The 26118-nt window shown below is 49.2% G+C and carries 24 protein-coding genes, 2 tRNA genes and 3 rRNA genes (1 of these 29 only partly in view); 11 read left to right on the forward strand and 18 right to left on the reverse strand.

The window, feature by feature from the left end; genetic code table 11:
* The first annotated feature begins 112 nt into the window (after positions 1-112).
* From waaA to coaD, 3 genes are read left to right on the forward strand one after another with little or no spacing between them, the layout of a single operon-like run.
* The gene (waaA, locus tag A7K98_RS20255; protein ID WP_087490623.1) at positions 113-1390 is read left to right on the forward strand and encodes a lipid IV(A) 3-deoxy-D-manno-octulosonic acid transferase; all 1278 of its coding nucleotides are present in this window, start codon (positions 113-115) and stop codon (positions 1388-1390) included.
* Positions 1390-2169 (forward strand): glycosyltransferase family 2 protein, encoded by a 780-nt coding sequence (locus tag A7K98_RS20260; protein WP_087490153.1) that lies wholly within the window; start codon positions 1390-1392, stop codon positions 2167-2169. Before waaA ends, A7K98_RS20260 begins: the two co-directional genes overlap by 1 nt.
* Before the next feature lie 5 nt (positions 2170-2174).
* Complete coding sequence (coaD, locus tag A7K98_RS20265; RefSeq protein WP_087490154.1) at positions 2175-2657, forward strand: pantetheine-phosphate adenylyltransferase; 483 nt, start codon at positions 2175-2177, stop codon at positions 2655-2657.
* A 4-nt stretch (positions 2658-2661) separates the two neighbouring features.
* Here coaD and mutM read toward each other — a convergent pair whose 3' ends face one another.
* From mutM to radC, 4 genes are all read right to left on the reverse strand, one after another.
* Entirely contained in the window at positions 2662-3471 is an 810-nt protein-coding gene (gene mutM / locus A7K98_RS20270; RefSeq protein ID WP_087490155.1) for a bifunctional DNA-formamidopyrimidine glycosylase/DNA-(apurinic or apyrimidinic site) lyase, read from the reverse strand.
* 85 nt (positions 3472-3556) lie between these two features.
* On the reverse strand, positions 3557-3724 hold the full coding sequence (gene rpmG, locus A7K98_RS20275) for a 50S ribosomal protein L33 (RefSeq protein ID WP_002436700.1): 168 nt from the start codon (positions 3722-3724) through the stop codon (positions 3557-3559).
* A gap of 11 nt (positions 3725-3735) precedes the next feature.
* Entirely contained in the window at positions 3736-3972 is a 237-nt protein-coding gene (gene rpmB, locus A7K98_RS20280; RefSeq protein ID WP_038016020.1) for a 50S ribosomal protein L28, read from the reverse strand.
* A 258-nt stretch (positions 3973-4230) separates the two neighbouring features.
* The gene (gene radC, locus A7K98_RS20285) at positions 4231-4887 is read right to left on the reverse strand and encodes a RadC family protein (RefSeq protein ID WP_087490156.1); all 657 of its coding nucleotides are present in this window, start codon (positions 4885-4887) and stop codon (positions 4231-4233) included.
* Positions 4888-5161: 274 nt separating this feature from the next.
* Here radC and coaBC point away from each other — a divergent pair, with 274 nt between their 5' ends.
* The 3 genes from coaBC to slmA all read left to right on the forward strand — a co-directional run bounded on the left by coaBC (position 5162) and on the right by slmA (position 7595).
* Positions 5162-6382 carry a bifunctional phosphopantothenoylcysteine decarboxylase/phosphopantothenate--cysteine ligase CoaBC gene (coaBC, locus tag A7K98_RS20290; protein WP_169715443.1) on the forward strand — a complete coding sequence of 407 codons (1221 nt, stop codon included), beginning with the start codon at positions 5162-5164 and terminating at the stop codon, positions 6380-6382.
* On the forward strand, positions 6360-6818 hold the full coding sequence (dut, locus tag A7K98_RS20295; protein WP_169715424.1) for a dUTP diphosphatase: 459 nt from the start codon (positions 6360-6362) through the stop codon (positions 6816-6818). The genes coaBC and dut overlap by 23 nt, the downstream gene beginning before the upstream one ends.
* 180 nt (positions 6819-6998) lie before the next feature.
* Positions 6999-7595, forward strand: coding sequence for a nucleoid occlusion factor SlmA (gene slmA / locus A7K98_RS20300; RefSeq protein WP_038016030.1), 597 nt, complete (start codon positions 6999-7001; stop codon positions 7593-7595).
* Between the two features lie 35 nt (positions 7596-7630).
* Here the strand turns inward: slmA and pyrE are convergent, their stop codons facing one another.
* Both pyrE and rph read right to left on the reverse strand, forming a co-directional pair.
* A complete protein-coding gene (gene pyrE / locus A7K98_RS20305) occupies positions 7631-8272 on the reverse strand; it encodes an orotate phosphoribosyltransferase (protein ID WP_087490158.1) in 642 nt (213 codons plus the stop codon).
* A 45-nt stretch (positions 8273-8317) separates the two neighbouring features.
* Positions 8318-9034 (reverse strand): ribonuclease PH, encoded by a 717-nt coding sequence (rph, locus tag A7K98_RS20310; RefSeq protein WP_087490159.1) that lies wholly within the window; start codon positions 9032-9034, stop codon positions 8318-8320.
* Positions 9035-9454: 420 nt separating this feature from the next.
* Here rph and A7K98_RS20315 point away from each other — a divergent pair, with 420 nt between their 5' ends.
* Positions 9455-10642 (forward strand): NupC/NupG family nucleoside CNT transporter, encoded by a 1188-nt coding sequence (locus tag A7K98_RS20315; RefSeq protein ID WP_087490160.1) that lies wholly within the window; start codon positions 9455-9457, stop codon positions 10640-10642.
* 34 nt (positions 10643-10676) lie between these two features.
* Here the strand turns inward: A7K98_RS20315 and A7K98_RS20320 are convergent, their stop codons facing one another.
* A complete protein-coding gene (locus A7K98_RS20320; protein WP_087490161.1) occupies positions 10677-11132 on the reverse strand; it encodes a DUF3574 domain-containing protein in 456 nt (151 codons plus the stop codon).
* 157 nt (positions 11133-11289) lie between these two features.
* Here A7K98_RS20320 and A7K98_RS20325 point away from each other — a divergent pair, with 157 nt between their 5' ends.
* Positions 11290-12153: a YicC/YloC family endoribonuclease gene (locus A7K98_RS20325; RefSeq protein WP_087490162.1), complete on the forward strand. Its 864-nt coding sequence runs from the start codon at positions 11290-11292 to the stop codon at positions 12151-12153.
* A 302-nt stretch (positions 12154-12455) separates the two neighbouring features.
* Here the strand turns inward: A7K98_RS20325 and A7K98_RS20330 are convergent, their stop codons facing one another.
* Positions 12456-12878: a MarR family winged helix-turn-helix transcriptional regulator gene (locus tag A7K98_RS20330; protein ID WP_087490163.1), complete on the reverse strand. Its 423-nt coding sequence runs from the start codon at positions 12876-12878 to the stop codon at positions 12456-12458.
* Between the two features lie 167 nt (positions 12879-13045).
* Between A7K98_RS20330 and A7K98_RS20335 the strand changes: the two genes are divergently transcribed.
* Entirely contained in the window at positions 13046-14053 is a 1008-nt protein-coding gene (locus tag A7K98_RS20335; RefSeq protein WP_087490164.1) for an alpha/beta hydrolase, read from the forward strand.
* 53 nt (positions 14054-14106) lie between these two features.
* Here the strand turns inward: A7K98_RS20335 and polA are convergent, their stop codons facing one another.
* The 5 genes from polA to A7K98_RS20365 form a co-directional block, all read right to left on the reverse strand.
* Entirely contained in the window at positions 14107-16899 is a 2793-nt protein-coding gene (gene polA, locus A7K98_RS20340) for a DNA polymerase I (RefSeq protein WP_087490165.1), read from the reverse strand.
* A 362-nt stretch (positions 16900-17261) separates the two neighbouring features.
* Positions 17262-17888 (reverse strand): thiol:disulfide interchange protein DsbA, encoded by a 627-nt coding sequence (gene dsbA / locus A7K98_RS20350; RefSeq protein WP_087490167.1) that lies wholly within the window; start codon positions 17886-17888, stop codon positions 17262-17264.
* 26 nt (positions 17889-17914) lie between these two features.
* On the reverse strand, positions 17915-18901 hold the full coding sequence (locus tag A7K98_RS20355; protein WP_087490168.1) for a serine/threonine protein kinase: 987 nt from the start codon (positions 18899-18901) through the stop codon (positions 17915-17917).
* 56 nt (positions 18902-18957) lie between these two features.
* Positions 18958-19227: a YihD family protein gene (locus tag A7K98_RS20360; RefSeq protein WP_087490169.1), complete on the reverse strand. Its 270-nt coding sequence runs from the start codon at positions 19225-19227 to the stop codon at positions 18958-18960.
* A 28-nt stretch (positions 19228-19255) separates the two neighbouring features.
* Positions 19256-20578 (reverse strand): IS4 family transposase, encoded by a 1323-nt coding sequence (locus A7K98_RS20365; RefSeq protein WP_087487838.1) that lies wholly within the window; start codon positions 20576-20578, stop codon positions 19256-19258.
* Between the two features lie 147 nt (positions 20579-20725).
* Between A7K98_RS20365 and mobA the strand changes: the two genes are divergently transcribed.
* Positions 20726-21298 carry a molybdenum cofactor guanylyltransferase MobA gene (gene mobA, locus A7K98_RS20370; RefSeq protein WP_087490171.1) on the forward strand — a complete coding sequence of 191 codons (573 nt, stop codon included), beginning with the start codon at positions 20726-20728 and terminating at the stop codon, positions 21296-21298.
* Positions 21295-21807, forward strand: a complete 513-nt coding sequence (mobB, locus tag A7K98_RS20375; RefSeq protein WP_087490172.1) for a molybdopterin-guanine dinucleotide biosynthesis protein MobB — start codon at positions 21295-21297, stop codon at positions 21805-21807. The genes mobA and mobB overlap by 4 nt, the downstream gene beginning before the upstream one ends.
* A gap of 317 nt (positions 21808-22124) precedes the next feature.
* Here the strand turns inward: mobB and rrf are convergent.
* The 5 genes from rrf to A7K98_RS20400 all read right to left on the reverse strand — a co-directional run.
* Positions 22125-22240 (reverse strand): 5S ribosomal RNA (gene rrf / locus A7K98_RS20380).
* 229 nt (positions 22241-22469) lie between these two features.
* A 23S ribosomal RNA gene (locus A7K98_RS20385) occupies positions 22470-25373 on the reverse strand.
* Positions 25374-25554: 181 nt separating this feature from the next.
* Positions 25555-25630, reverse strand: a tRNA-Ala gene (locus A7K98_RS20390).
* 108 nt (positions 25631-25738) lie between these two features.
* Positions 25739-25815: transfer RNA gene (locus tag A7K98_RS20395), tRNA-Ile, on the reverse strand.
* A gap of 74 nt (positions 25816-25889) precedes the next feature.
* Positions 25890-26118, reverse strand: a 16S ribosomal RNA gene (locus tag A7K98_RS20400) (it continues 1313 nt past the right edge of the window).
* The 16S, 23S and 5S rRNA genes sit together here with 2 tRNA genes alongside, the layout of an rRNA operon.

Genomic DNA, 26118 nt, shown 5'->3' on the forward strand with positions numbered 1-26118 from the left:
ATTCCCCGTCAGGCTAACGGTTTGAAGCAGGATGGTTTATCCGTCTGTTACGTGCTTAAACAGTTACATTTATGCTACCATTGCCGCAATATTCCAAGCCGATATTCACAAAATGCTGTTGCGTGTATACCAGACTCTGCTCTACCTGATTCAGCCCTTTATCTGGGTTCGATTACTTATCCGCAGTCGTAAAGCACCGGCGTACCGTAAACGCTGGGCGGAACGTTATGGATTTTGCGAAGGCAAAGTCAGACCTGAGGGTATCGTCTTACATTCGGTTTCTGTCGGAGAAACACTGGCAGCCGTCCCGCTGGTCAGAGCATTAAGATATCGCTATCCTTCGCTACCGATCACCGTGACGACCATGACACCGACCGGTTCAGAGCGGGCACAATCAGCATTTGGTAAAGATGTAGACCATGTATACCTGCCTTATGATCTACCCGGAGCCACACACCGGTTTCTGAACACCGTCCGTCCCCGGTTGATGATCATCATGGAAACCGAACTCTGGCCGGGACTGATTCATATTCTGCATCAACGCAAAATCCCGCTGGTCATAGCCAATGCCCGACTCTCTGAACGCTCATTCCGGGGTTACCAAAAACTGGGAAGATTTATGCAGCAATTGCTGCAAAGTATCACACTGATCGCAGCACAAAATGCCGAGGATGGTGAAAGATTTGTGGCTCTGGGATTAAAGCGCAATCACCTTGCAGTGACCGGCAGCCTGAAATTTGATATTTCAGTCACCCCGGAACTGGCTGCCAAAGCGATAACTCTGCGTAGCCAGTGGGCACCACACCGCCCGGTATGGATAGCAACCAGTACCCATGACGGGGAAGAAGCTATTATTCTGGAAAGCCATCGTCAGTTACTGAAACAGTTTCCCGACCTGTTGTTGATTCTGGTCCCGCGCCATCCGGAACGTTTTGCTGATGCAAAATCACTGACTCAGCGGGCTGGCCTGAGTTTTATCAGCCGCAGCAGTGGAGAAGTTCCTTCTGCCGATACTCAGGTAGTGATTGGCGATACCATGGGTGAGTTAATGCTGCTCTACGGTATTGCAGACCTGGCCTTTGTTGGTGGTAGTCTGACAGAGCGTGGGGGGCATAATCCTCTGGAACCCGCAGCACATGCAATTCCGGTATTGATGGGACCTCATACCTGGAATTTTAAAGATATCTGCAGCAAGCTCGAGGAAGCTCAGGGATTGATTACAGTGACTGACAGCCAGTCACTGACCAGAGAAGTCAGCACCCTGATACAGGATGACGACTACCGTCGCTATTATGGCCATCATGCTGTAGAGGTTTTACGGCAGAATCAGGGAGCATTGCAGCGACTGCTGGAGCTACTTGAACCTAACCTCCCGCCACGGACACACTGATGAGCACACGCCAAAGACTTTCGGTGGTAATGATCACCAAAAATGAGGCTGAGTTACTCCCGGATTGCCTGCAGTCTGTTGCGTGGGCTGATGAAATCATTGTCCTGGATTCCGGCAGCACCGATCAGACCGGAGAAATTGCCCGTCAGGCCGGAGCTAAAGTATTTTACAGTGAACAATGGCCGGGTTACGGCCTGCAACGCCAGCATGCACAGCAATATGCCAGCGGCGATATGATTTTGATGATCGATGCAGATGAAAGAGTAACCCCTGAATTACGCGATGCTATAGAAAAGGTGTTGCAACAACCCGCGGCACCGGACAAAGTTTACAGTATTGCCCGCAGTAACTGGTTTCTGGGACGGTTTATGCGCCACAGTGGCTGGTATCCGGACCGCGTTACGCGCTTGTATCCGACACGCTTTCACTATAACAGCCACCTTGTCCATGAATCCCTGGAGCATACCGGCGCCAGTGTGGTCCGGTTATCCGGAGATTTAAAACATTTAACCTGTCGCGATCTGCATCATTTTCAGCAAAAGCAACTGGCTTATGCCAATGCATGGGCAGCTCAGCGTTTCACTCAGGGTCGTTCCTGTAGCCTGTTTTCCGTCTACAGCCACACAGTGGCAGCGTGGCTAAAAACAGCTATTCTGAGAGCAGGAGTTCTCGACGGCACCCAGGGTTGGGTGCTTGCGTTGGTCAATGCTCAGTATACGTTCAATAAATACGCCATACTCTGGGCATTAAACAAAACAAAATCGTCAGAGGCGCAATAACCATTATGACAACCCGAGCTATTTATCCCGGAACATTCGATCCACTGACATTAGGGCATCTGGATATTGTTACCCGTGCAGCCAGGTTATTCGATCAGGTTATTCTGGCTATCGCCCGCAACAACACCAAGCAACCCATGTTCAGTCTTGATGAACGGATTGCGCTGGCGCAGCAGGCGACGTCGCACCTGCCCAATGTCACGGTACTCGGGTTCGGCGATTTGATGGCAAATTTTGCCAGGCAACAACAGGCAAATGTTTTAATCCGGGGTGTACGTTCGGTGTCTGATTTTGATTACGAACGACAGCTGGCGCAGATGAATAATCATCTGCTGCCAGGACTGGAAAGCGTATTTATGATCCCGGCCGAAGCCTACGCTTTTGTCTCATCATCACTGGTCAAAGAAGTCGCCCGTCATGGCGGGGATGTTTCCGGCTTTGTTACCGGAACCGTGTGTCAGGCTTTGCTGGCAAAACTCACCCCGTGAGATATCATTTCTGACACTGAGGGCACCAGTAAGTACTGCGTTGTCCATGTCTGCCACTTTGAATGGCCGTACCGCAATGCCGGCATGGTTCGCCTGCCCGACCATAAACCTGAAGTTCCTGGGCGAAATATCCGGGCTTGCCATCACTTTGCAAAAAGTCCCGTAATGTGGTCCCGCCCTGCTCGATTGAACGTTGCAGTACCTGCTTAATGCATTTCACCAGCCGTTGTGCATCTTCTTCGCTCAACTGGCAGGCCAGCCTGTCAGGCAAAATTCCGGCAGCAAACAACGATTCGCTGGCATAGATATTCCCAACCCCAACCACCAGCTTGTTATCCATCAGCCATTGTTTGACAGGAATACGCTTACGCTGTGATTTTTCCTGTAACCACCGGGCAGAAAACTCATCACTCAGGGGTTCCGGTCCCAGATGTGCAAGCACACGGCTGGAAGCTAAATCCGTTTCCCATAACCAGGCACCAAATCGCCGGGGATCGGTATAACGCAGCACTTTCCCATTGCTCAGAACCAAATCAACATGATCGTGCTTCTCTGCAGGTAGCTCTTCTGCCAACACTCTCAGGCTGCCTGACATGCCCAGATGGATGATAATCCATCCCTGTGGCAGCTCCAGCAGCAGGTATTTTGCGCGTCGTTGCACGCTTAACACTGGCTGATCGCTTAATGACAGGATTTCCGGCGATACTGGCCAACGCAACCGTGGGTTACGCACCACTGCATGTAATACCGTGGCACCGACCAGGTGTGGTTCTATACCACGGCGACTGGTTTCAACTTCAGGTAATTCAGGCATCACAGTTCCTTAGTGCTGGATAATGGCTGGCAGTCCCGGAAAACAAAAAACCCGGCCGAAGCCGGGTTTTTTCAGAATACCAAAATTATTTAATTTTGGCTTCTTTGTATACTACGTGCTGACGTACAACCGGATCGAACTTTTTCAGTTCCAGTTTCTCTGGTTTAGTACGTTTGTTCTTCGTAGTGGTATAGAAGTGACCTGTACCAGCAGAAGAAACCAGCTTGATCTTCTCACGAATACCTTTAGCCATGATTTAGTTCCTTAGTACTTCTCACCGCGGGCACGCATATCTGTTAAAACAGAATCGATGCCCTTCTTATCAATTACACGCATACCTTTAGCAGATACACGCAGGGTAACAAAACGCTTTTCGCTCTCAACCCAAAAACGGTGTGAGTGCAGGTTAGGCAGGAAACGGCGTTTCGTCGCGTTCAGTGCGTGGGAACGGTTGTTTCCGCTCACCGGGCGCTTGCCAGTTACTTGGCAGACTCGTGACATGTCATATCTCCAAAAATCAAATCAGCTCGAGCTTTGTACTTAGGTTCTGGCCGCCTCGTCAGGCTTTTAACCCATCCAGGCGAGTTCTATGTGAACCCGCTGAGCAGGCCTAAACGCCAAACCCGAGATTCTCAAAGGTGGCGTAGTATACGCTCTGTGGCTCAAACGCTCAAGTCCCGAACAGATAAAGATCTCCCGGGATCGATTAAAAAATGATTATTTTCACCTGGCAATGCCACTGACTGGCTAGTTTTTATACTATAACCAGCCACGCTCAGCAAAGGAGACGTACTCGCCCTTACCTATCACCAGATGATCTAAAAGTCGTATGTTAAGTAACATACAGACTTTCTGAATTTGCCCGGTCACTTCCTTATCAGCAAGGCTGGGCTCGGCATGACCGGATGGGTGATTATGCGCCAGAATTAATGCCGCTGCATTGAATTTTAGTGCTTCTCTGGCGATTTCCCGGGGATGGACTTCCACAGAATTCAAAGAACCCGAAAACATTTTTTGTACAGACAGCACCCGATGCTGGTTATCAAGAAAGATCACCACAAAAATTTCACGCTCCTGATGAGCCAGCTGACTGGACAGATAATTGAGGGTGTTCTGCGGACTTTCCAGAAGGTTTCCAGTCTCTATCTGAGCCTGAAAATAGCGCTTTCCTAATTCCGCAACCGCCTGCAATTGCGTCATTTTGGCCTTCCCGATGCCACGTACGGCCAGGTAATCATCTTCCTCTGCACTCATCAGGGCATATAACGAGCCAAACCGTTTTAAAAGTGTTTCTGACAATGCCATCACTCCCATACCGGCCAGACCGGTCCGTAGAAAGATGGCCAGCAATTCAGTATCGGTTAACACTTCTGCACCATGCCTGATTAATTTCTCTCTGGGGCGTAACTGTTCCATAACTTTTTTCTCCCTGAACAATCTCCAGTATCCCCGCCCCTCCCGGCATTTTCTATCGCAGTAATTGCCGCATTCAACCGGCATCACATCACCACTGACAGATTTACGGGAATCCTCATCCGGTTGCCGGATACCTGCGCATTTTTATGCGGACAAGTCACAAAGCTGAATAGCTTCTACGCGCAATGGCGGTTTTGCCAGACGGCGATTATGATAAAATGTCAGGGTCGGGCCAGGGTAAACGGCACCGGACTCAACAAATGAGGCGTAAATGATGGAATTAGACGGTAAAAAAATTCTGCTGGGAGTCAGCGGCGGCATTGCTGCTTACAAAACACCGGAGCTGGTGCGTCGCCTGCGTGACCGCGGTGCCGATGTCAGAGTAATGATGACCGATGCAGCCAGAGAGTTTATTACCCCGCTGAGTCTGCAGGCCGTGAGTGGCTATCCGGTCTTCAACAATCTGCTGGACCCAGCTGCGGAAGCAGCCATGGGACATATTGAACTGGCAAAATGGGCTGATCTTGTGATTATCGCCCCTGCGACCGCAGATATCATTGCGCGTATCAGCCACGGAATGGCAAATGATCTGGTCACCACGGCGTGTCTGGCAACTGCAGCTCCGGTGGCTGTTGTACCGGCCATGAACCAGCAAATGTACCGTTCCCCAATCACGCGTGAAAATATCAGTAAGCTGGAAAAATATGGGATAGCCGTCTGGGGGCCAGACAGCGGCAGCCAGGCCTGCGGGGACGTAGGGCCGGGAAGAATGCTTGACCCGGAAGAGATCGTTCGCCATGCTATCCGCCTGGCTGTGCCTGTCACAGACCTGCAACATCTGAAAATTATGATCACTGCGGGTCCGACTCGTGAGCCACTGGATCCTGTCAGGTACCTGACTAATCACAGCTCCGGTAAAATGGGATTCGCTATTGCTGAAGCGGCAAAATCCCGTGGTGCCACGGTCACTCTGGTGACCGGTCCGGTGTCATTGCCTACCCCTGCTGGCGTTAAACGCATCGATGTGACTACTGCACTTGAAATGCAGCATGCTGTCATGTCTGCTATTCATGACCAGCATATTTTCATCAGCAGCGCAGCTGTGGCCGACTATCGTGCGGCAATGGTTGCCAGTGAAAAGATGAAAAAACAGGGACAAAGTGATGACTCACTGACTCTTCAGCTAATCAAAAATCCGGATATAGTTGCCGGGGTTGCCGCTCTGACAGAGAATCGCCCTTATGTGGTCGGATTTGCGGCTGAAACCCGTAATGTGGAAGAATACGCCCGGCAGAAAAGAATACGAAAACAGCTGGATTTAATCTGCGCAAATGATGTGTCGCTGTCGGAACAAGGCTTTAACAGCGACAAGAATGCGCTTCACCTTTTCTGGCAGGAGGGAGATAAAGTGTTACCGCTTAGCGATAAACAGCTCCTTGGCCAGCAATTATTAGACGAGATAGTCCGCCTTTATGATGAAAAAAATAGACATTAAGATCCTCGACCCCCGGGTTGGAAAAGAGTTTCCACTGCCGGCCTATGCCACCAGCGGATCCGCCGGTCTGGATTTACGTGCCTGTATTGATGAGCCTCTGGTGCTTGCTGCCGGTGAAACCCGTCTGATCCCCACCGGGCTGGCGATTTATATCGCTGATCCACAACTGGCTGCCGTTATATTGCCACGTTCCGGTCTGGGCCATAAACATGGCATTGTTCTGGGAAATCTTGTCGGGCTGATTGATTCTGACTATCAGGGACCGCTGATGGTATCTGCCTGGAACCGTAGCGAACACTCTTTTACCATTCAGCCTGGTGACCGTATTGCACAGCTGGTGTTTGTCCCTGTGGTTCAGGCGGAATTTAATCTGGTGGAAGAGTTTACTACCACAGATCGTGGTGAGGGTGGCTTTGGCCACTCAGGCCGGCAGTAATTAATCAGCATCAACTTCTGTACCTTTGCATCTTCCGGCCCGTCGCTCTGTGGCGACAGAGGCCGGAACTTTTGTGCGCATGGTTAGCGACGCAGGAAAGTGCCGCTAACCAACAGATGCACTACCAGTATCAGTAACGGGTACAGCATTTTAAGGTGATTTTCAGGGGTCTTTAAGGTCATGGCAGAAAAAAAGAACACGAAACGGAATCGTCGTGAAGAAATTTTGCAGGCACTGGCACAAATGCTCGAGTCAGGCGATGGCAGCCAACGCATCACCACCGCCAAGCTGGCAGCAAATGTCGGGGTATCGGAAGCGGCGTTGTATCGTCACTTTCCCAGCAAAACCAAAATGTTTGACAGTCTGATCGAATTTATTGAAGACAGTCTGATTACCCGCATCAATCTTATCCTGAATGACGAAAAGGAGACGCTCACGCGCTTAAAGCTGATCGTACAACTTATTCTGGGATTTGGTGAGCGTAATCCGGGGCTGACCCGCATCCTGACCGGACATGCATTGATGTTTGAACAGGATCGCCTGCAGGACAGAATTAATCAGCTGTTCGAAAGGATAGAAGTGCAGCTTCGTCTGGTGATGCGAGAGAAAAAATTGCGTGAGGGTGAAGGTTTCAGGACGGATGAAACTCTGCTGGCAAGCCAGTTGCTGGCATTTTGCGAAGGCTTACTGTCACGTTATGTGCGTTCAGAATTTCGTTTTCGGCCAACCGCCGATTTCGATACCCGTTGGCCGTTGCTGGCACTTCAGCTCCAGTAACTCAGCGGGCTACTGCCCGCTGTTCCTGGTCTATATCAGACACCATACTGCTGTTGATAGGCTCTGACTGACGCCAGATGATTAGCCATTTCAGGTTTTTCTTCCAGGTAGCTTATCAGGTCCTTCAGAGTAATGATGGAGATGACCTTGCACTGATAATCACGCTCAACTTCCTGAATCGCAGAAAGTTCACCCCGTCCACGCTCCTGACGGTCCAGGGAGATTAATACCCCGGCGAGTGTCGCATCATTCGCCGCAATAATTTCCATAGATTCACGAATAGCTGTCCCGGCAGTGATCACATCATCCACCAGCATGATGCGCCCCTGCAGCGGGCTACCGACCAACAAACCACCTTCTCCGTGATCTTTTGCCTCTTTACGGTTAAAGCAATAAGGCACATCTCTGTCATGGTGGTCAGCCAGGGCAACGGCGGTCGTCGTCGCAATTGGAATACCTTTGTAGGCCGGTCCAAACAGCAGATCAAAATCAATGGCTGAATCGGTCAGCGCCTGCGCGTAAAAACGTCCCAGCAGAGCTAAATCACGTCCGGTATTAAACAACCCTGCATTAAAGAAATAAGGGCTCTGGCGTCCGGACTTCAGTGTAAATTCGCCAAACTTAAGAACCTGTTTATTTAATGCAAACTCAATAAACTGACGCTGCCACGGTTTCATTGTTCTTCCTCGCATAAAAAAGCGACCCGCAGGTCGCCTGGAAAATCAGTTAGCTAACGCGGCTTTCTGCGCGTCAATCAGGGTATCGATACCACCGCGGGCTAATGCCAGCAGTTCCAGCAGTTCTTCGTGGCTGAAAGGTGCGCCTTCAGCGGTTCCCTGAACCTCGATCATTCTGCCGTCTTCCATCATCACGACGTTCATATCTGTATCTGCCGCCGAATCTTCCACATATTCCAGATCGCAGACGGCTTCTCCGTCGACAATTCCGACAGAGATTGCCGCAACCATCCCTTTCATCGGGTTAGTTTTCAGTTTCCCGTCGGCAACCAGCGAGTTGAGTGCATCGGCCAGTGCCACACAGGCACCGGTAATAGAAGCGGTACGGGTTCCCCCATCAGCCTGAATAACGTCACAATCCAGGGTAATGGTGTACTCACCTAGTGCCTGAAGATCGACAGCTGCCCGCAATGAACGGGCAATCAGGCGCTGAATTTCCAGAGTCCGGCCACCCTGCTTACCTTTAGCAGCTTCTCTGGCCATCCGGCTGTGGGTCGAGCGTGGCAACATGCCATATTCTGCAGTGACCCATCCCTGGCCTTTACCTTTCAGAAAACGCGGTACGCTTTCTTCAATTGTCGCAGTGCAAAGCACTTTGGTTTCACCAAATTCAACCAGCACTGAACCTTCAGCGTGTTTGGTATAGTGACGGGTCAGGGTAACTGGGCGAACCTGGTTCGCGCTACGGCCTGCTGGACGCATGATGTATCTCCGGCTGCTATTAACTGGCTGCGCATTATACGGATTTCACCCGCGAATGCCTATTACCGGGGGAGGATACCCGTAATTAAACAGTAACAACCCACAGAGATTGCGCCTGCCTTCGGGCCCGCATAACAACCGGCTGCAGTCTGAGTGTAGTTTATCCTGTGACAGAGCAGGCCCGAATGGATAATTGCCAGCGCTATTGATAAAAGCTGCGACACTGACACGGGATTAACAGATGCGCAAATAAGGAGATAATGATGTCAGAAATTTGTCTAAGATAGCTGACAGTGATAATGCCTCGAAATACAGGGAAAATGGCAAGTACTGGCGATTAAACCGCTGAATATAATGTGTAATATTTATGCCATTGTGGCTAAATGCTGATATCTCATTTAATTCCCGGATATTTGTAGCATGTTTTATATACTGCATTTTATTTTAGCCATTGTGGTTATTTTCGCTCTTGCTCTTCTGGTCAGCCATGACCGTCGGAAAGTCCGTATCCGTTATATTGTTCAGTTGCTGGTTATTGAAGGCATTGTTGGCTGGTTTTTCCTGAACTCAAAGGCCGGTCTGGAAGTGATTGGCAGTATCAGCCAACTTTTCAACACTCTGCTGGTCTACGCTGCACAGGGAACTGATTTTGTGTTTGGCGGGATGAATAAACAAGGGCTGGCTTTCGTGTTCCTTGAAGTACTCTGTCCGATAGTGTTTATTTCTGCCCTGATTGGCATACTGCAACACTGGAAAATACTTCCTCTGTTTATCCGCGTTATCGGAACTTTACTGTCAAAAATCAGTGGTATGGGGAAACTGGAATCGTTCAATGCCGTCAGCAGTCTGGTGTTGGGACAATCAGAAAACTTTATCGCCTACAAAGGAATACTCGGCGATCTGTCTCCTCAACGGTTATACACCATGGCAGCAATGGCCATGTCTACCGTCTCACTGTCTATCGTCGGCGCTTATATGTCGATGATTGAACCAAGGTATGTTGTCACAGCATTACTACTGAATATGTTCAGCAGTTTTGTCATCCTGTCGTTGATAAATCCGTCCAGTGGTGATCAGTCTCATCAGGAGATCTCTCTGGAAAAACTGCATGAAAAGCAGACTTTTTTTGAGATGCTTGGTGAATATATTTTGGCCGGATTTAAAGTCGCAATGATTATAGTGGCGATGCTTATTGGGTTTATCGCGCTGATTGCGGCAGTAAATGCAGTATTCACTGGCCTGTTTGGCTATAGCTTTCAGCAATTGCTGGGCTATGTGTTTTATCCGTTTGCGTGGTTGATTGGCATTCCGGCTAGCGATGCATTACAGGCTGGCAGTATCATGGCCACCAAACTGGTTTCCAGTGAATTTGTCGCGATGATTAGCCTGCAAAAAATTGCTGCGGATTTCTCACCACGTGGCCTGGGAATTCTCTCGGTGTTCCTTGTCTCTTTCTCTAACTTTGCCTCTATCGGCATTGTGGCAGGTACCATAAAAGGCCTGAATGAGAAGCAGGGAAATATTATTTCCCGGTTTGGCTGGAAGCTGGTCTACGGCTCAACACTGGTCAGCCTGCTTTCGGCAGCTTTTGCGGGTTTGTTCCTGTAAAAAAACAGGCGAAGGTTATCCTTCGCCTGATTACTCAGAAATCGACACAAACGTTATTGTCTGTCCGCATAACTGATTCCTGCTGGAAACGTTGTTTATAAATCTGGCGCAGCTGTTCAATACGGTTATTACTGGTCACATCTGCTGTATGAATCAGGACCAGCGCCTTACTGTTCTCACGAGCAAGACGGCCATCACTTCCCAGCCACTGCCCTTTCGCATCCAGTACTGACAGACCCTCTTTAAAACGCGGAGTGACATCGTTATCGATGAAAGTCTGCCATTCACGGGGGGTGATATTGGCCCCGTGTGGCCGGCTCAGACCAAACCAGAGTGTTGTCTGAACCTGCATTTTACCCTTCACGCAGGGATTCACCACTACGGGCTTAACTGTTGGTGGTAACGGTGCCGGTTGCCCTGCCTGAGGATGCTGCTGACAACCTGCCAGCAATCCCGCCATCATCAATCCATAAATTATATTTTTTTTCATTTTCTGTTGTTGGTTAACTGATTGCCATACGCCATCTTAATGGCTTTTTGGTAAACAAGTAAGCTGATAACCCGCCGGATATCTGAGCTTATCCCTGTCCACTGAGCGACCCCGCCGCTATAATCGCACTATAACCTGGTAAAAATGAGTAACCGATATGATCCGCAGTATGACAGCCTATGCCCGCCGTGAAGTTAAAGGTGACTGGGGCAGCGCCTCCTGGGAGCTTCGCTCGGTAAATCAGCGCTATCTTGAAACCTATATGCGCCTGCCGGAACAGTTTCGTAGCCTGGAACCAATGATTCGCGAACGTATCCGCCATCGTCTGACCCGTGGAAAAATTGAATGTGCATTACGTTTTGATGCCAGCCAGGGCGCACAGTCAGAACTGATTCTTAACGAAGCTCTGGCAAAACAACTGATCCAGTCAGCCAACTGGGTAAAACTGCAGGCTGACGAAGGCAGTATTAATCCTGTTGATATTTTACGCTGGCCTGGTGTCATGGCAGCTGCAGAACAGGATCTGGACAACATAAACCAACAGCTGATGGCTGCGCTGGAACAGGCACTGGATGATTTTATCACTGCCCGCGAAACAGAAGGTCAGGCTTTACAGGCACTGATCGAACAGCGCCTGGAAGGTGTTTCACAGCAAGTCGTTAAAGTACGTGCCCATATGCCAGAAGTTATGCAATGGCAGCGTGAACGGCTGGTAGCAAAGCTGGAGGAAGCAGAGATCCAGCTGGAAAACAACCGGCTGGAACAGGAACTGGTAATGATGGCACAACGTATCGATGTGGCAGAAGAACTGGACCGGTTAGAAGCCCACGTTAAAGAAACCTACAATATCCTGAAGAAAAAAGAGGCTGTCGGACGCCGCCTCGACTTTATGATGCAGGAATTTAACCGCGAATCTAACACCCTGGGATCAAAATCCATCAATGCTGATATCACTGCTTCTGCGGTCGAACTGAAAGTATTGATCGAGCAGATGCGCGAGCAGATTCAGAATATCGAGTAAGCACTCAGGGCAGATTACCCACCAGCATTAAAACCAAAAACCCCGCATCGTGACGGGGTTTTTTGTTATCACGGGCAACTGGTAAGACCCAACAAAGCAGTATGGGTGGAGCGTTCACATGGTGTACCCAACACAATTTGGATACACCACTTTGGGTGCAACCTTATTCAATTTCCACAATGCTGTATTGCCATTGCCAGTACCGCTGCCATAAGTGGGGGCAAACTTACCGGACGAGTTAAACTTCCCTAACCACAACATCTGACAAACCACCGAAACAGTCTCCGGTGATTACTTTTCACTTATAAATCTTCCAGCAACTGATGTGAAAGCTGACGCAGGGTCGTCAGTTGCTGATCATTCATACTGATAGAACAACGCAGTTGGTTAGGAATATCGCTGATTCGGGTTTGCAATTCTCGTGCTTTATCGGTCAGCAGGGCTTTTTTTACCCGCTCATCTTCCGGCACGGGTACTCTGTTAAGGTAGCCTTTTGCTTCCAGCTTTTGCACCAGTGGAGTGAGAGTTCCCGAATCAAACAAGGTTTTCTCCCCCAACTCTTTCAGAGAGATATTATCTTTCTCATACAAAGCCAGCAGCACTACAAACTGCGGGTAGGTCAGATCAAATTCTTTTAGGTACGGCCGGTACTGCCGCATCAAAGCATTGGTGACCGAGTACAGAGAGAAACACAGGATATTATCCAGTCTGTTGATTTCATTCATTTTTAAATCCACTGAGTAAAATTCACTAAAATTATTATAAATAATATTTGACTAAAAGAATCTTGTGCGCAAGTATTATATACACAAGGTTAATTGCAAAACCACCTGACTGAGACCAGGTTTTACAATGCATCATTAACTATCACTGACTAATAGCGGGCTAAATCATGAAAACTAACTTCGATGTTCTGACTTCTGACGTATTTGCCGCTCAGGCTACTGCCTCTGCCAACCAACCGGCCCCTACCGCCGGAGTAAAAGCGTTCCTTGATATCCTTAACTCAGGGGATGGTAAACCAATGGAACAAATGACTCCGCAGGAAGCCCGACAGGTACTGATTGGTGCTCAGCAAGGTGCTGAATTACCTGCTGCTCAGGTTTCAGAGAAAGTTATCGAAGCTGGCGGCCAGAGTATTACCCTGAAAATAGTCAAACCAGAAAACACCAGCGGTACTTTGCCAGTGTTTATGTTCTTCCACGGCGGTGGCTGGGTATTAGGTGACTTCCCGACCCACGAACGTCTGATTCGTGACCTGGTTCGTGAGTCTGGAGCAGCTGCAGTGTATGTTGATTACACACCATCACCAGAAGCACAGTTCCCGGTTGCAATTCATCAGGCATATGCTGCGACTCAATGGGTTGCAGAGCACGGTGCTGAAATTGGTGTTGATGGTAGCCGTCTGGCACTGGCTGGTAACAGTGTTGGTGGCAATATGGTCGCGGCAGTGGCACTGCAGGCAAAACAGCTTTCAGGCCCTGCTATTCGCTTTAATGTCATGCTTTGGCCGGTGACTAATGCTGCTTTCGATAATGCCTCATACCAGCAATATGAGAATGGGCATTTCCTGACCAGAAATATGATGAAATGGTTCTGGGATAATTACACCACCAGCACCGCTGACCGTAACAGTATCCTGGCCTCACCTTTACGTGCCAGCAGCGAGCAACTGCAAGGTTTTCCGCCAACACTGATTCAGACTGCAGAACTGGATGTACTGCGTGATGAAGGAGAGGCATTTGGCCGCCATCTGGATGCTGCAGGCATACCAGTGACAGTCACCCGTTATAACGGTCTGATTCATGATTACGGATTACTTAACCCGTTAAGCCACGAACCAGCAGTAATAACAGCACTGGCTGAAGCCGGAGCAGAATTACGCCGCCATTTGAAATAACGCGACCTGTAATGAAAAACAGCCCTGTCAGGGCTGTTTTTTTTACGGCATTTTTAGTGAGCCTGTTCCCAGTTATCCCCGATACCGACTTCAACCAGCAGAGGAACATCCAGCTTCAGACTGCTTTCCATAATATCGCGAATCGCTTTTGTCGCTGTGTCCACTAATCCTTCATCCACTTCAAACACCAGTTCATCGTGAACCTGCATTATCATTTTAATCTTTTTCGGATCCTGCTGGCTAAGCCACTGGTCAACGCCAATCATCGCTCTTTTAATGATATCTGCTGCCGTTCCCTGCATCGGGGCATTGATTGCCGCACGTTCTGCAGCCTTGCGTCGGATAGCATTGCCTGAGGTAATATCCGGCAGATATAAACGGCGCCCTTCCAGGGTTTCAACATAGCCTTTTTCAGCGGCAGACTGACGGGTACTTTCCATGTAACGCAGAACTCCCGGATAACGTTCGAAATACAAATCCATGTATTTTTTAGCCTCACCAGGTGCAATATTCAGTTGCCGTGACAAACCAAACGAACTCATTCCATAAATCAGTCCGAAGTTGATGGCTTTTGCACTGCGTCGTTGTTCAGCACTGACTTTTTCAGCAGGAATACCAAATACCTCACCGGCAGTAGCTTTATGAATATCTTCACCGTGAGCAAAGGCTTTCAATAATCCGGCATCCTGAGATAAATGAGCCATAATCCGCAGTTCGATTTGCGAGTAGTCCGCAGCCAGAATGCGTTGCCCTTTAGAGGCAATAAAAGCATGACGGATACGACGCCCTTCTTCATTACGGACCGGAATATTTTGCAGATTAGGATCCGTAGAAGAGAGCCGCCCGGTGGCCGTTACAGCCTGGTGATAAGAGGTATGAACTCGCCCGGTTAACGGATTAATCATCTGTGGCAGTTTATCGGTATAGGTCGATTTCAATTTTGACAGGCCTCGATGCTCAAGGATCACCTTCGGTAACGGGTGGTCCAGTGCCAGCTCAGCCAGAACTTCTTCACTGGTTGAAGGTGCTCCGCCCGGCGTTTTCTTCGTCGGTTTTATCCCCTGCTTTTCAAACAAAATTGTCTGCAACTGCTTCGGTGAAGAAAGATTAAAAGGTTCACCTGCCAGTTCATGGGCTTTCTGTTCCAGTTCGTTAAGCCGCACACTCAGTTGCTGAGAGTGTTCTGCCAGCATCGCGGGGTCAATTAACACACCATTACGTTCAACGCGGGAAAGTACCGGCACCAGCGGGATTTCAATCTCCTGAAATACTTTTAGTGGTCCGGCTTCTTTTTCCAGTAAAGGCCAGAATTTCAGATGCAACTGCAGAGTCACATCGGCATCTTCTGCTGCATACGGGCTGGCTTGTTCCATAGCGATCTGATTGAATGTCAGCTGCTTTTTACCTTTCCCGGCAATATCTTCAAAGGTAATTGTTTTATGGTTCAGCCAACGTTGTGCCAGGCTATCCATATCATGTTTACCCGCCACACTGTTCAGAATATAAGATTCCAGCATGGTATCGAAACGGATCCCCCGCAGTTCGATATCGTAGTTTTTCAGAACACCACGATCATATTTCAGATTCTGCCCCACTTTACTGCGACTTTCGTCTTCGAGCAGTGGTTTCAGTCGCTGCAGAACCTGCTCCCTGTTAAGCTGTGCCGGCGCATCCAGATAATCATGTGCCACCGGCAAATAAGCCGCATCCCCTGGTGCCACGGCAAACGAAAGCCCGACAATATTGGCAGACAAGGTATCGAGTGAGTCAGTTTCAAGATCAAAAGCAAAAACTTCACTGCCGGACAGCTTTTCCAGCCATTGATCAAATGTCTGTTCATCAAGAATGGTGACGTAATTATCCGCAGACAGAGTTGCCTCTGCCGGTCCGGTCGCGGCGGTGTCAGGTTCAGCGATAACCTGGCTGGTTTCGCGTTTCACTGGTTTTTTATCATCTAACCACCGGCCATCTTCAACTTCAGTGATCCAGCGTTTAAACTCATATCGACTAAACAGGCTTAACAGCTCGTCGCTGTCTGGCGCATTAACCTGTAACTGTTCACAGCTCTGTTCCAGTTCAACATCGGTTTTAATGGTTGCCAGTTGATACGATAAAAATGCCAGTTCTTTATTTTCTTCAAGTTTACCGGCCATAGTTTTGGCACCACGGAATGACAACGTAGCGACTTTTTCCAGATTCTCATAAATAGTCGCCATACTCCCCAGACCTTGTAACAGTGCCTGTGCCGTTTTTTCGCCTACGCCGGGAACCCCGGGAATATTGTCCGAGGAGTCTCCCATCAGTGCCAGATAATCGATGATCAGTTCCGGAGGAATACCATATTTTTCCTCAACTTCTGATGGCCCGAGGATAGTATTGTTCATGGTATTGATCAGGGTGATGTTAGGCGTCACCAGCTGAGCCATGTCTTTATCTCCGGTACTGATCAGTACCGGACGCCCCTGTTTATCGGCATCCCGTGCCAGAGTACCGATAACATCATCCGCTTCGACTCCGGAAATCACCAGTACCGGCCAACCCATGGCCTTGACCATCTGATGAAGTGGTTCTATTTGTGAACGCAAATCATCAGGCATCGGTGGCCGGTGGGATTTATAGTCTTCAAACAGCTCATCACGAAATGTTTTACCTTTGGCGTCAAAAACCACTGCAGCATGGCTCGGTTTGTACTGAAGCAACAGGCTTTTCAGCATGTTCAGAACACCGTACATTGCCCCCGTTGGTTCACCGGCACTGTTAGTCAGCGGAGGGAATGCGTGGTACGCACGATAGAGATAAGAGGAACCGTCTACCAGAATTAGGGGGTTTTCTGCAATTTGCGCCATAAGTTGCGATTTCTTCTGTTGCTGTTGGTGATGGCTAAGGATGCCACATCGGGAACAGAAATGTTGAACCGAAGCGCGCTACTGCGTCAAAAAATCCTGTTTATCGGTAATGATCACACTGATCTTTCTGTGGATAAGTTTGTGCGTAATTTTATATTCAGATCTTTGTCGTTAACATCAGTATATGAAAAAGTGATTAAAAATAATATAAATCAGATAGATATATGGTTAATTTGTAGATCTAAGCTGTTGGTGTGATTTTTATATTTTGTGGATATTAGTAATTTATATGGTTAACCGCAGCACAAAGTCCGGACCAAAAAAAACGCCGCTAATGCGGCGTTCTTTTATTTAGCGTTAGCTTATTTTGAAATCAGATACTTCACAACGTTGACATAATCAGCAACGAAGTTATTCATTGAACTGGTATCCAGTCCGGCGTTATTTACCAGATACTTACCATTAACGAATACAGAAGGCACGCCATTGATGTTGAAATCAGTCGCAGCTTTTTCCTGCTCACTGACCAGAGCTTTCACAGCAAAGCTGTTCCATGCTGCGTCATATTCTTCTGAAGTAATACCTGATGCTTTCAGGAAAGCAGCTTTCAGAGAAGCCTGATCGGTAATAGTCTGGGATTTCTGAATACCATCAAAAATAGGATCAACGACTTTACCTTCAACACCTAATGCCATCGCCACAGCCCAGGCATGAGTAACAACAGGAGCGAAGTCACCACCCAGGAAATCAACATGATAACGGGTCAGTTTAACACCCTGTGGCAGCCCGTCTTCCAGAGCCTGGTTAATCCGGTACGTACGCTCAAAATCGTAGCAGTGCGGGCAGAAGAAAGAGAAGAACTCAACCACTTTCGGTGCGCCCGGGATGGCTTTATCCAGGGTGGTATATTGTTTTCCATCGGAGAATGTTGCTGCTGAAACACTAAATGCCAGCATGAAACCAACTAACGCGAGCCAGATCTTTTTCATTTTTTAAACTACTCCAGGTAACATCATCAAAATTGAGGAGATAAAGGCTGTATCGGCTGATGAAGTATTTTCTCCTGTTCGGAAAAAATAACCACCTGACGGCGCCAAAAATCCTCATCGGTAATCCAGGGAAAGGCCAACGGAAACGCAGGGTCCTGCCAACGTTTCAGAATCCACGATAAATAATAAACCATGCGCATCGCACGTAAAGGTTCAATCAGTATCAATTCGTTAACATCAAAGTCGCTGAATTCAGAATAAGCTTCCAGCAATATATCCCACTGAATGCGTTGTTCCTGCAGATCACCGTTCACCAGCATCCATAAATCCTGCACAGCTGGCCCGTTACGGGCATCATCCAGATCAACAAAAAACGGGCCGTCACGCCACAGAATATTTCCCGGATGGCAGTCACCGTGCAGCCGCAACGATTGCCAGTTATGGTGCCAGAGTTGCCGTAAGGTAGAACCCAGCTTATCCAGCACTACGAGTAAATTATCTTTTACAGCAGAGGGAATTAATGAGGAGCCCGCAATGATTTCCCGTGGTTCGGTGAAATACTCTGTCAGGCCGAGAGTTGGGCGGTGAGAAAACAGAGCTTTTTTACCGGTCTGGTGTAAACGCCCGAGGCAACGGCCAACAGCTTCCAGCTGATCGTAGTTATCGGTTTCATACTGTCGGCCACCTAAACTTGGGAACACAGCAAACCAGAACCCGCCCGATTGATGTAACGTCTTCCCCTGTAATACCAGAGGGGCGGCCACCGGTACATCATCGGCATCCAGTTCAACAGTAAACTGGTGTTCTTCCAGTAACTGCAGTTCTGTCCAGCGCTGCGGGCGATAAAACTTGGCCACATAACGTCGCTTATCTTCATCACTGAACTGCCAGACACGGTTTTCATAACTGTTTAGTGCAGTCAGTCCTGAATCTACACGAATACCCGTGTCCCATAGCACATCCAGTATCTTCTCCGGATCGAGCGTTTTAAAATTAAAAGCTGCATCGCTCATAGATAGCCATATCGTTGTCTTGGTTACTGTGCCAAGAATAGCATTATATTGCGGTTTTAGTCTTTAATTACCCCCCTGGCTTTCAGAATCGCGGTTTTAAAATCGTCTTCATAATCTTTTTTCAGGCCAGGAATGGCAGATTGTTTGTCAGAGCCACGAAGTTTCAGATGATAAATAAGTACATCATCAGGCAGAGATGAAAGTTCGCCATTAAAACCAGTTTCTTCGGCCAGTTGCCGGAGAAACTGCAACAAATTAAGGTCAGGCTGCTGCTTCCAGGCAGGTAACAACAGCTCCAGCAATTCAGTCAAACGTTTATCTTGCATAAGTAAACTCCCTGCGGGGTAATGCCGGTCACTTAAGGTGACCGGCATTGTTTTTAAAGGGATATTTCGACCTTTTCTCCCTCACTTCTCTCACATATTCCCGTTCTCGTCGTGGTGGCAGTTTCAGCATCCCGGCATTACTGTAAAAGTGTTTAAGGTGACCCGGGATGGCTCCCGGTGAAGCCCACGGCAGACCGATCAGTAGCCGTAATATCTCTGATACTGCACCGCTGAAGCTCAACTGGTAAGGCAGGTAATTTCCTTTCAGGCTGAACGCCATTTTAATCATCTGGTAACGCACCAGGTTATACGTCAGCAGTATTCCCCATAGCTCCTGCTTCACCAGATCGGGCAACCGGCTTCTCAGCGTCCAGCGGTTTCCCAGTAAAAACTGCTTTGCCTCACGATATCCCAGCTCGATTTCCCAGCGATGCTTATAAAGTTCTGCCACGTCAGTCGCCGGATAACGCATCGCATCTGTCATGGAAGTGACTACCTGCCGTTCCGTCCCGTTCACTTTCCGCCTGATTAGCCTCACTATGAGTTCTTCCGGCAGGCCTTTCCATTGCTTTCTGGCCTGAGGCGTGGTTTTCAGTCGTATCAGTTCGTCCTGCCTGCCGAGCTTTCGTACCACTTCATACTGAGTGTTCTTTTTCAGCGGCGTTAGCCAGTGGCGATTTTCACCTGCATTATGCCAGTCATGTAACAACCCTAAAGAGTAAAAGCCCTTATCAAACAGCGTAATACTGTTATCCGGTGCATTTTCTGCCAGCTGAGCGGCCAGCCGCATTTCGTTGATATCGTAGCGACCTGACACACTTGCACGCAGCAGATGGCTGCTGAGTTCCATCAGACACACCATACGAACCTGAGGATAACCGCGTTCACCATGCTGATTAGATGCTTTGCCGAAGGCCTCTGCATTTTCAGGAGTGTCCTGGGTATGCCAGACAACGCCATCAACAGCATTAAGCGTCAACCCGTGCCAGAGGGGATGTCTGGCTTCTTCGTGCCAGTGTTGTTGAGTGAGATCAAACAGGACCCGGATGGCATCTTCGCCCAGTGTTTTTCGGCGGGCAATCACAGAGCTGGGTGCGGTAAATGACCGTCCGGTCCGGTCAACAATATCCATCAAATTCACGATATGGCTCATGGGCTTATTGTTGAATATGGCCATACCGATAACCAGCCAGACCATCGACTCAAGGGGAAGTTTACGCTTACGCAGCGTGACGGTATCAGTGAGGGAAAACGCCTGTCGGATGAGGTCAGGAGAGAGCAGGTCAGAGAGGCTCTGTACTTCTTCGGGAGCAGTGAGATTAATAATGCCGAGAGCTTGCGAAAGTTCCATTTAAAAAGGGTCTATGTCTGCACATGAACCCTTTTTACACCAACCACCGGATCGGTCAAATGATCCTTAAACGATCGGCATTACCCTGCGGGGTTATAATTAACCAGTAAAATATCAGGGTTATGACCACAATAAAAGCGAGGTTATATGAAGGATATTACCGGTGTTATTCTTGCCGGCGGAGCCGGGCGGCGAATGGACGGAAAAGATAAAGGTCTGGTAATGTTTAATCATCAGCCTCTGTTTATACATGTCGCGCGACGCTTTGCTCCCCAGGTCAGCAGATTACTGATCAGTGCCAATCGTAATCATGAAGTTTATCAGCAATACGGCTACACCACTTTCAGTGACAGCCTGTCAGATTTTCAGGGACCACTGGCTGGAATATTAAGCGGCCTTTCAGCATCCCCTGGCGAGTGGGTGGCATTCGCTTCTTGTGATGCGCCGTTTGCACCAGAAGATTTTGTAGAACAACTTTGGCAAAACAGGCAGGATTCTCTGGCTTGCTGGATACGTACTCCACAGCGCGATCACCCGGTATTCTGTCTGATAAACCGGCAATTAATCCCTGAACTGAAAAGTTATTTATCCTCAGGTGAGAGAAGAGTTCTGACTTTTTTACAACAATATGGGCACCCGGTAATGAGTGATACTCCTGAATCTGCATTTAGTAATATGAATACCAGCAAAGATCTCAGGAATTATGAGGAACAGCAATGACGGTACCAGTGTTAGGGATTGTTGCGACCAGCGGTACAGGAAAGACAACGCTGTTGAAACAGATAATACCGTTGTTAAAACAGTATGGTATCAGGCCGGGGCTTATCAAACATACTCACCATCAGATGGATATCGATATTCCCGGTAAGGACAGCTATGAATTACGTAAAGCCGGGGCTGATCAGGTGATTGTTGCCAGCCAGCAACGCTGGGCCTTGGTCCACGAAACCCCGGAAGGTCCGACCCCGGATCTGCAGGCGCTTGCTTCAAGAATGACTCAGGACATTCTGGATATCATTCTTGTTGAAGGGTTTAAACAGGAACCGATCCCGAAGATTATGTTATGGCGTAGCCGACACGAAGAGATTCCTGATTTACAGGCTGAGCAGCATGTTATTGCCATTGCCAGTGATCAGCCTGTTACATCAGAGGAGCGACCCTGGCTGGACATTAATCAACCTGTAATGGTTGCAGAGTTTATCCGGAGCTGGCTGGCGACATGTAAATAATCTTCTGCCGATCTGCAATGGCCGGTTATTTCGCCTGTTTTGGAAATGCAAATGCAAAAAGGCCATCCGTCAGGATGGCCTTTTTGTCTTGTTGTATGCCTGGCAGTTGACGGCTCACTCCGTGAACCGCCCTCCGGGCCGCTGCCGCAGGCAGCGTTCAGAAGCTCTGCTTCTGTCCTGCTCCCGCCCGGGGAGACCCCACACTGCCACCGGCGCTGCGGCGTTTCACTGTGCCTGTTTGTTGTCTGATGAACAGTTTTTGGAAGTACAAATGCAAAAAGGCCATCCGTCAGGATGGCCTTTCTGTCTTATTGGATGCCTGGCAGTTCCCTACTCTCGCATGGGGAGACCCCACACTACCATCGGCGCTACGGCGTTTCACTTCTGAGTTCGGCATGGGGTCAGGTGGGACCACCGCGCTCTAGCCGCCAGGCAAATCTTGGTGCCGTGTCCTGTGTCTTTTTCACTGATACTGCGTTGACTGCCTTTGTGCTGTTCAGTCACATACTCATGTATGCTCCTTCTCATCACGCAGTTGCCGCCTTGTCTCAGCGCAAAATCCTTCGGACGTTCGTCCGCAGAACACTGCTAATTTTTTAATTTAACTATCAGGAACTCGCTGAAAATTCTTTTGCGTCTCTGCAAAACGCCTCTGGCGTTGTAAGGTTAAGCCTCACGGGTCATTAGTACCGGTTAGCTCAATGCATCGCTGCACTTACACATCCGGCCTATCAACGTCGTCGTCTTCAACGTCCCTTCAGGACTCTCAAGGAGTCAGGGAGAACTCATCTCGGGGCAAGTTTCGTGCTTAGATGCTTTCAGCACTTATCTTTTCCGCACTTAGCTACCGGGCAATGCCATTGGCATGACAACCCGAACACCAGTGGTGCGTTCACTCCGGTCCTCTCGTACTAGGAGCAACCCCCCTCAATTCTCCAGCGCCCACGGCAGATAGGGACCGAACTGTCTCACGACGTTCTAAACCCAGCTCGCGTACCACTTTAAACGGCGAACAGCCGTACCCTTGGGACCTACTTCAGCCCCAGGATGTGATGAGCCGACATCGAGGTGCCAAACACCGCCGTCGATATGAACTCTTGGGCGGTATCAGCCTGTTATCCCCGGAGTACCTTTTATCCGTTGAGCGATGGCCCTTCCATTCAGAACCACCGGATCACTAAGACCTGCTTTCGCACCTGCTCGAACCGTCACTCTCGCAGTCAAGCTAGCTTATGCCTTTGCACTAACCTCACGATGTCCGACCGTGATTAGCTAACCTTCGTGCTCCTCCGTTACTCTTTGGGAGGAGACCGCCCCAGTCAAACTACCCACCAGACACTGTCCGCAACCCGGATGACGGGTCTACGTTAGAATATCAAACATTAAAGGGTGGTATTTCAAGGATGGCTCCGTACGAACTGGCGTCCGTACTTCAGTGCCTCCCACCTATCCTGCACATCAAGGCTCAATATTCAGTGTCAAGCTATAGTAAAGGTTCACGGGGTCTTTCCGTCTTGCCGCGGGTACACTGCATCTTCACAGCGATTTCAATTTCACTGAGTCTCGGGTGGAGACAGCCTGGCCATCATTACGCCATTCGTGCAGGTCGGAACTTACCCGACAAGGAATTTCGCTACCTTAGGACCGTTATAGTTACGGCCGCCGTTTACCGGGGCTTCGATCAAGAGCTTCTCCTTGCGGATAACCCCATCAATTAACCTTCCGGCACCGGGCAGGCGTCACACCGTATACGTCCACTTTCGTGTTTGCACAGTGCTGTGTTTTTAATAAACAGTTGCAGCCAGCTGGTATCTTCGACTGGCTTCAGCTCCGGGAGCAAGTCCCTTCACCTACGCGCCAGCGTGCCTTCTCCCGAAGTTACGGCACCATTTTGCCTAGTTCCTTCACCCGAGTTCTCTCAAGCGCCTTGGTATTCTCTACCTGACCACCTGTGTCGGTTTGGGGTACGATTTCGTGTTACCTGGAGCTTAGAGGCTTTTCCCGGAAGCAGGGCATTTGTCACTTCAGTACCGTAGTACCTCGTCATCACGCCTCAGCCTTAAGAAGTTCCGGATTTGCCTGGAACCTCAGCCTACACGCTTAAACCGGGACAACCGTCGCCCGGATGACATAGCCTTCTCCGTCCCCCCTTCGCAGTAACACCAAGTACAGGAATATTAACCTGTTTCCCATCGACTACGCTTTTCAGCCTCGCCTTAGGGGTCGACTCACCCTGCCCCGATTAACGTTGGACAGGAACCCTTGGTCTTCCGGCGAGCGGGCTTTTCACCCGCTTTATCGTTACTTATGTCAGCATTCGCACTTCTGATACCTCCAGCAGACCTCACAGCCCACCTTCAACGGCTTACAGAACGCTCCCCTACCCAACAACACATAGTGTCGCTGCCGCAGCTTCGGTGCATGGTTTAGCCCCGTTACATCTTCCGCGCAGGCCGACTCGACCAGTGAGCTATTACGCTTTCTTTAAATGATGGCTGCTTCTAAGCCAACATCCTGGCTGTCTGAGCCTTCCCACATCGTTTCCCACTTAACCATGACTTTGGGACCTTAGCTGGCGGTCTGGGTTGTTTCCCTCTTCACGACGGACGTTAGCACCCGCCGTGTGTCTCCCGTGATAACATTCTCCGGTATTCGCAGTTTGCATCGGGTTGGTAAGCCGGGATGGCCCCCTAGCCGAAACAGTGCTCTACCCCCGGAGATGAATTCACGAGGCGCTACCTAAATAGCTTTCGGGGAGAACCAGCTATCTCCCGGTTTGATTGGCCTTTCACCCCCAGCCACAGGTCATCCGCTAATTTTTCAACATTAGTCGGTTCGGTCCTCCAGTTAGTGTTACCCAACCTTCAACCTGCCCATGGCTAGATCACCGGGTTTCGGGTCTATACCCTGCAACTTAACGCCCAGTTAAGACTCGGTTTCCCTGCGGCTCCCCTATACGGTTAACCTTGCTACAGAATATAAGTCGCTGACCCATTATACAAAAGGTACGCAGTCACACCATAAAGGTGCTCCCACTGCTTGTACGTACACGGTTTCAGGTTCTTTTCACTCCCCTCGCCGGGGTTCTTTTCGCCTTTCCCTCACGGTACTGGTTCACTATCGGTCAGTCAGGAGTATTTAGCCTTGGAGGATGGTCCCCCCATATTCAGACAGGATACCACGTGTCCCGCCCTACTCTTCGAACTCACGATGTGTGCATTTTCATGTACGGGACTTTCACCCTGTATCGCGCGACATTCCAGACGCTTCCACTAACACACACACTGATGATGGTTCAGGGCTGCTCCCCGTTCGCTCGCCGCTACTGGGGGAATCTCGGTTGATTTCTTTTCCTCTGGGTACTTAGATGTTTCAGTTCCCCAGGTTCGCCTCGTTAACCTATGAATTCAGTTAACGATGATGCACTGAGTGCACCGGGTTTCCCCATTCGGACATCGCCGGCTGTATCGGTTCATATCACCTTACCGGCGCTTTTCGCAGATTAGCACGTCCTTCATCGCCTCTGACTGCCAGGGCATCCACCGTGTACGCTTATTCGCTTAACCTCACAACCCACAGACGTCTTGCAACGACTATGAATCGTAAAAGTTTTTGAGAGACTCTGAATAACTTTCGTCATTCATTGTTTTCAAATTTTCAGCTTGTTCCGGATTGTTAAAGAGCAATATCTTAAACATGACTCGTAAGTCATCTTTAAGATAAGTATTCAGTGAGCATACTGAATGATGGTGGAGCTAAGCGGGATCGAACCGCTGACCTCCTGCGTGCAAGGCAGGCGCTCTCCCAGCTGAGCTATAGCCCCATCGATGGGTAAACTTCTGTACCTTAATTCTTTATCAGACAAGGCATGGCTTCACGACGCATAGTGAACTATGCGAGCCGGAGTCGTAACGCCGTATGAGAAAGAATTTGGTAGGCCTGAGTGGACTTGAACCACCGACCTCACCCTTATCAGGGGTGCGCTCTAACCACCTGAGCTACAAGCCTGCAGAAGATTACTGCTCTCTTTATTTTCTATCAGACAATCTGTTGTGGACACTTCGCGGGAACGTATCTTCAGGTAAGGAGGTGATCCAACCGCAGGTTCCCCTACGGTTACCTTGTTACGACTTCACCCCAGTCATGAATCACAAAGTGGTAAACGCCCTCCCGAAGGTTAAGCTATCTACTTCTTTTGCAACCCACTCCCATGGTGTGACGGGCGGTGTGTACAAGGCCCGGGAACGTATTCACCGTAGCATTCTGATCTACGATTACTAGCGATTCCGACTTCATGGAGTCGAGTTGCAG

The organism is Tatumella citrea, assembly GCF_002163585.1.
Lineage (GTDB): Bacteria > Pseudomonadota > Gammaproteobacteria > Enterobacterales > Enterobacteriaceae > Tatumella > Tatumella citrea.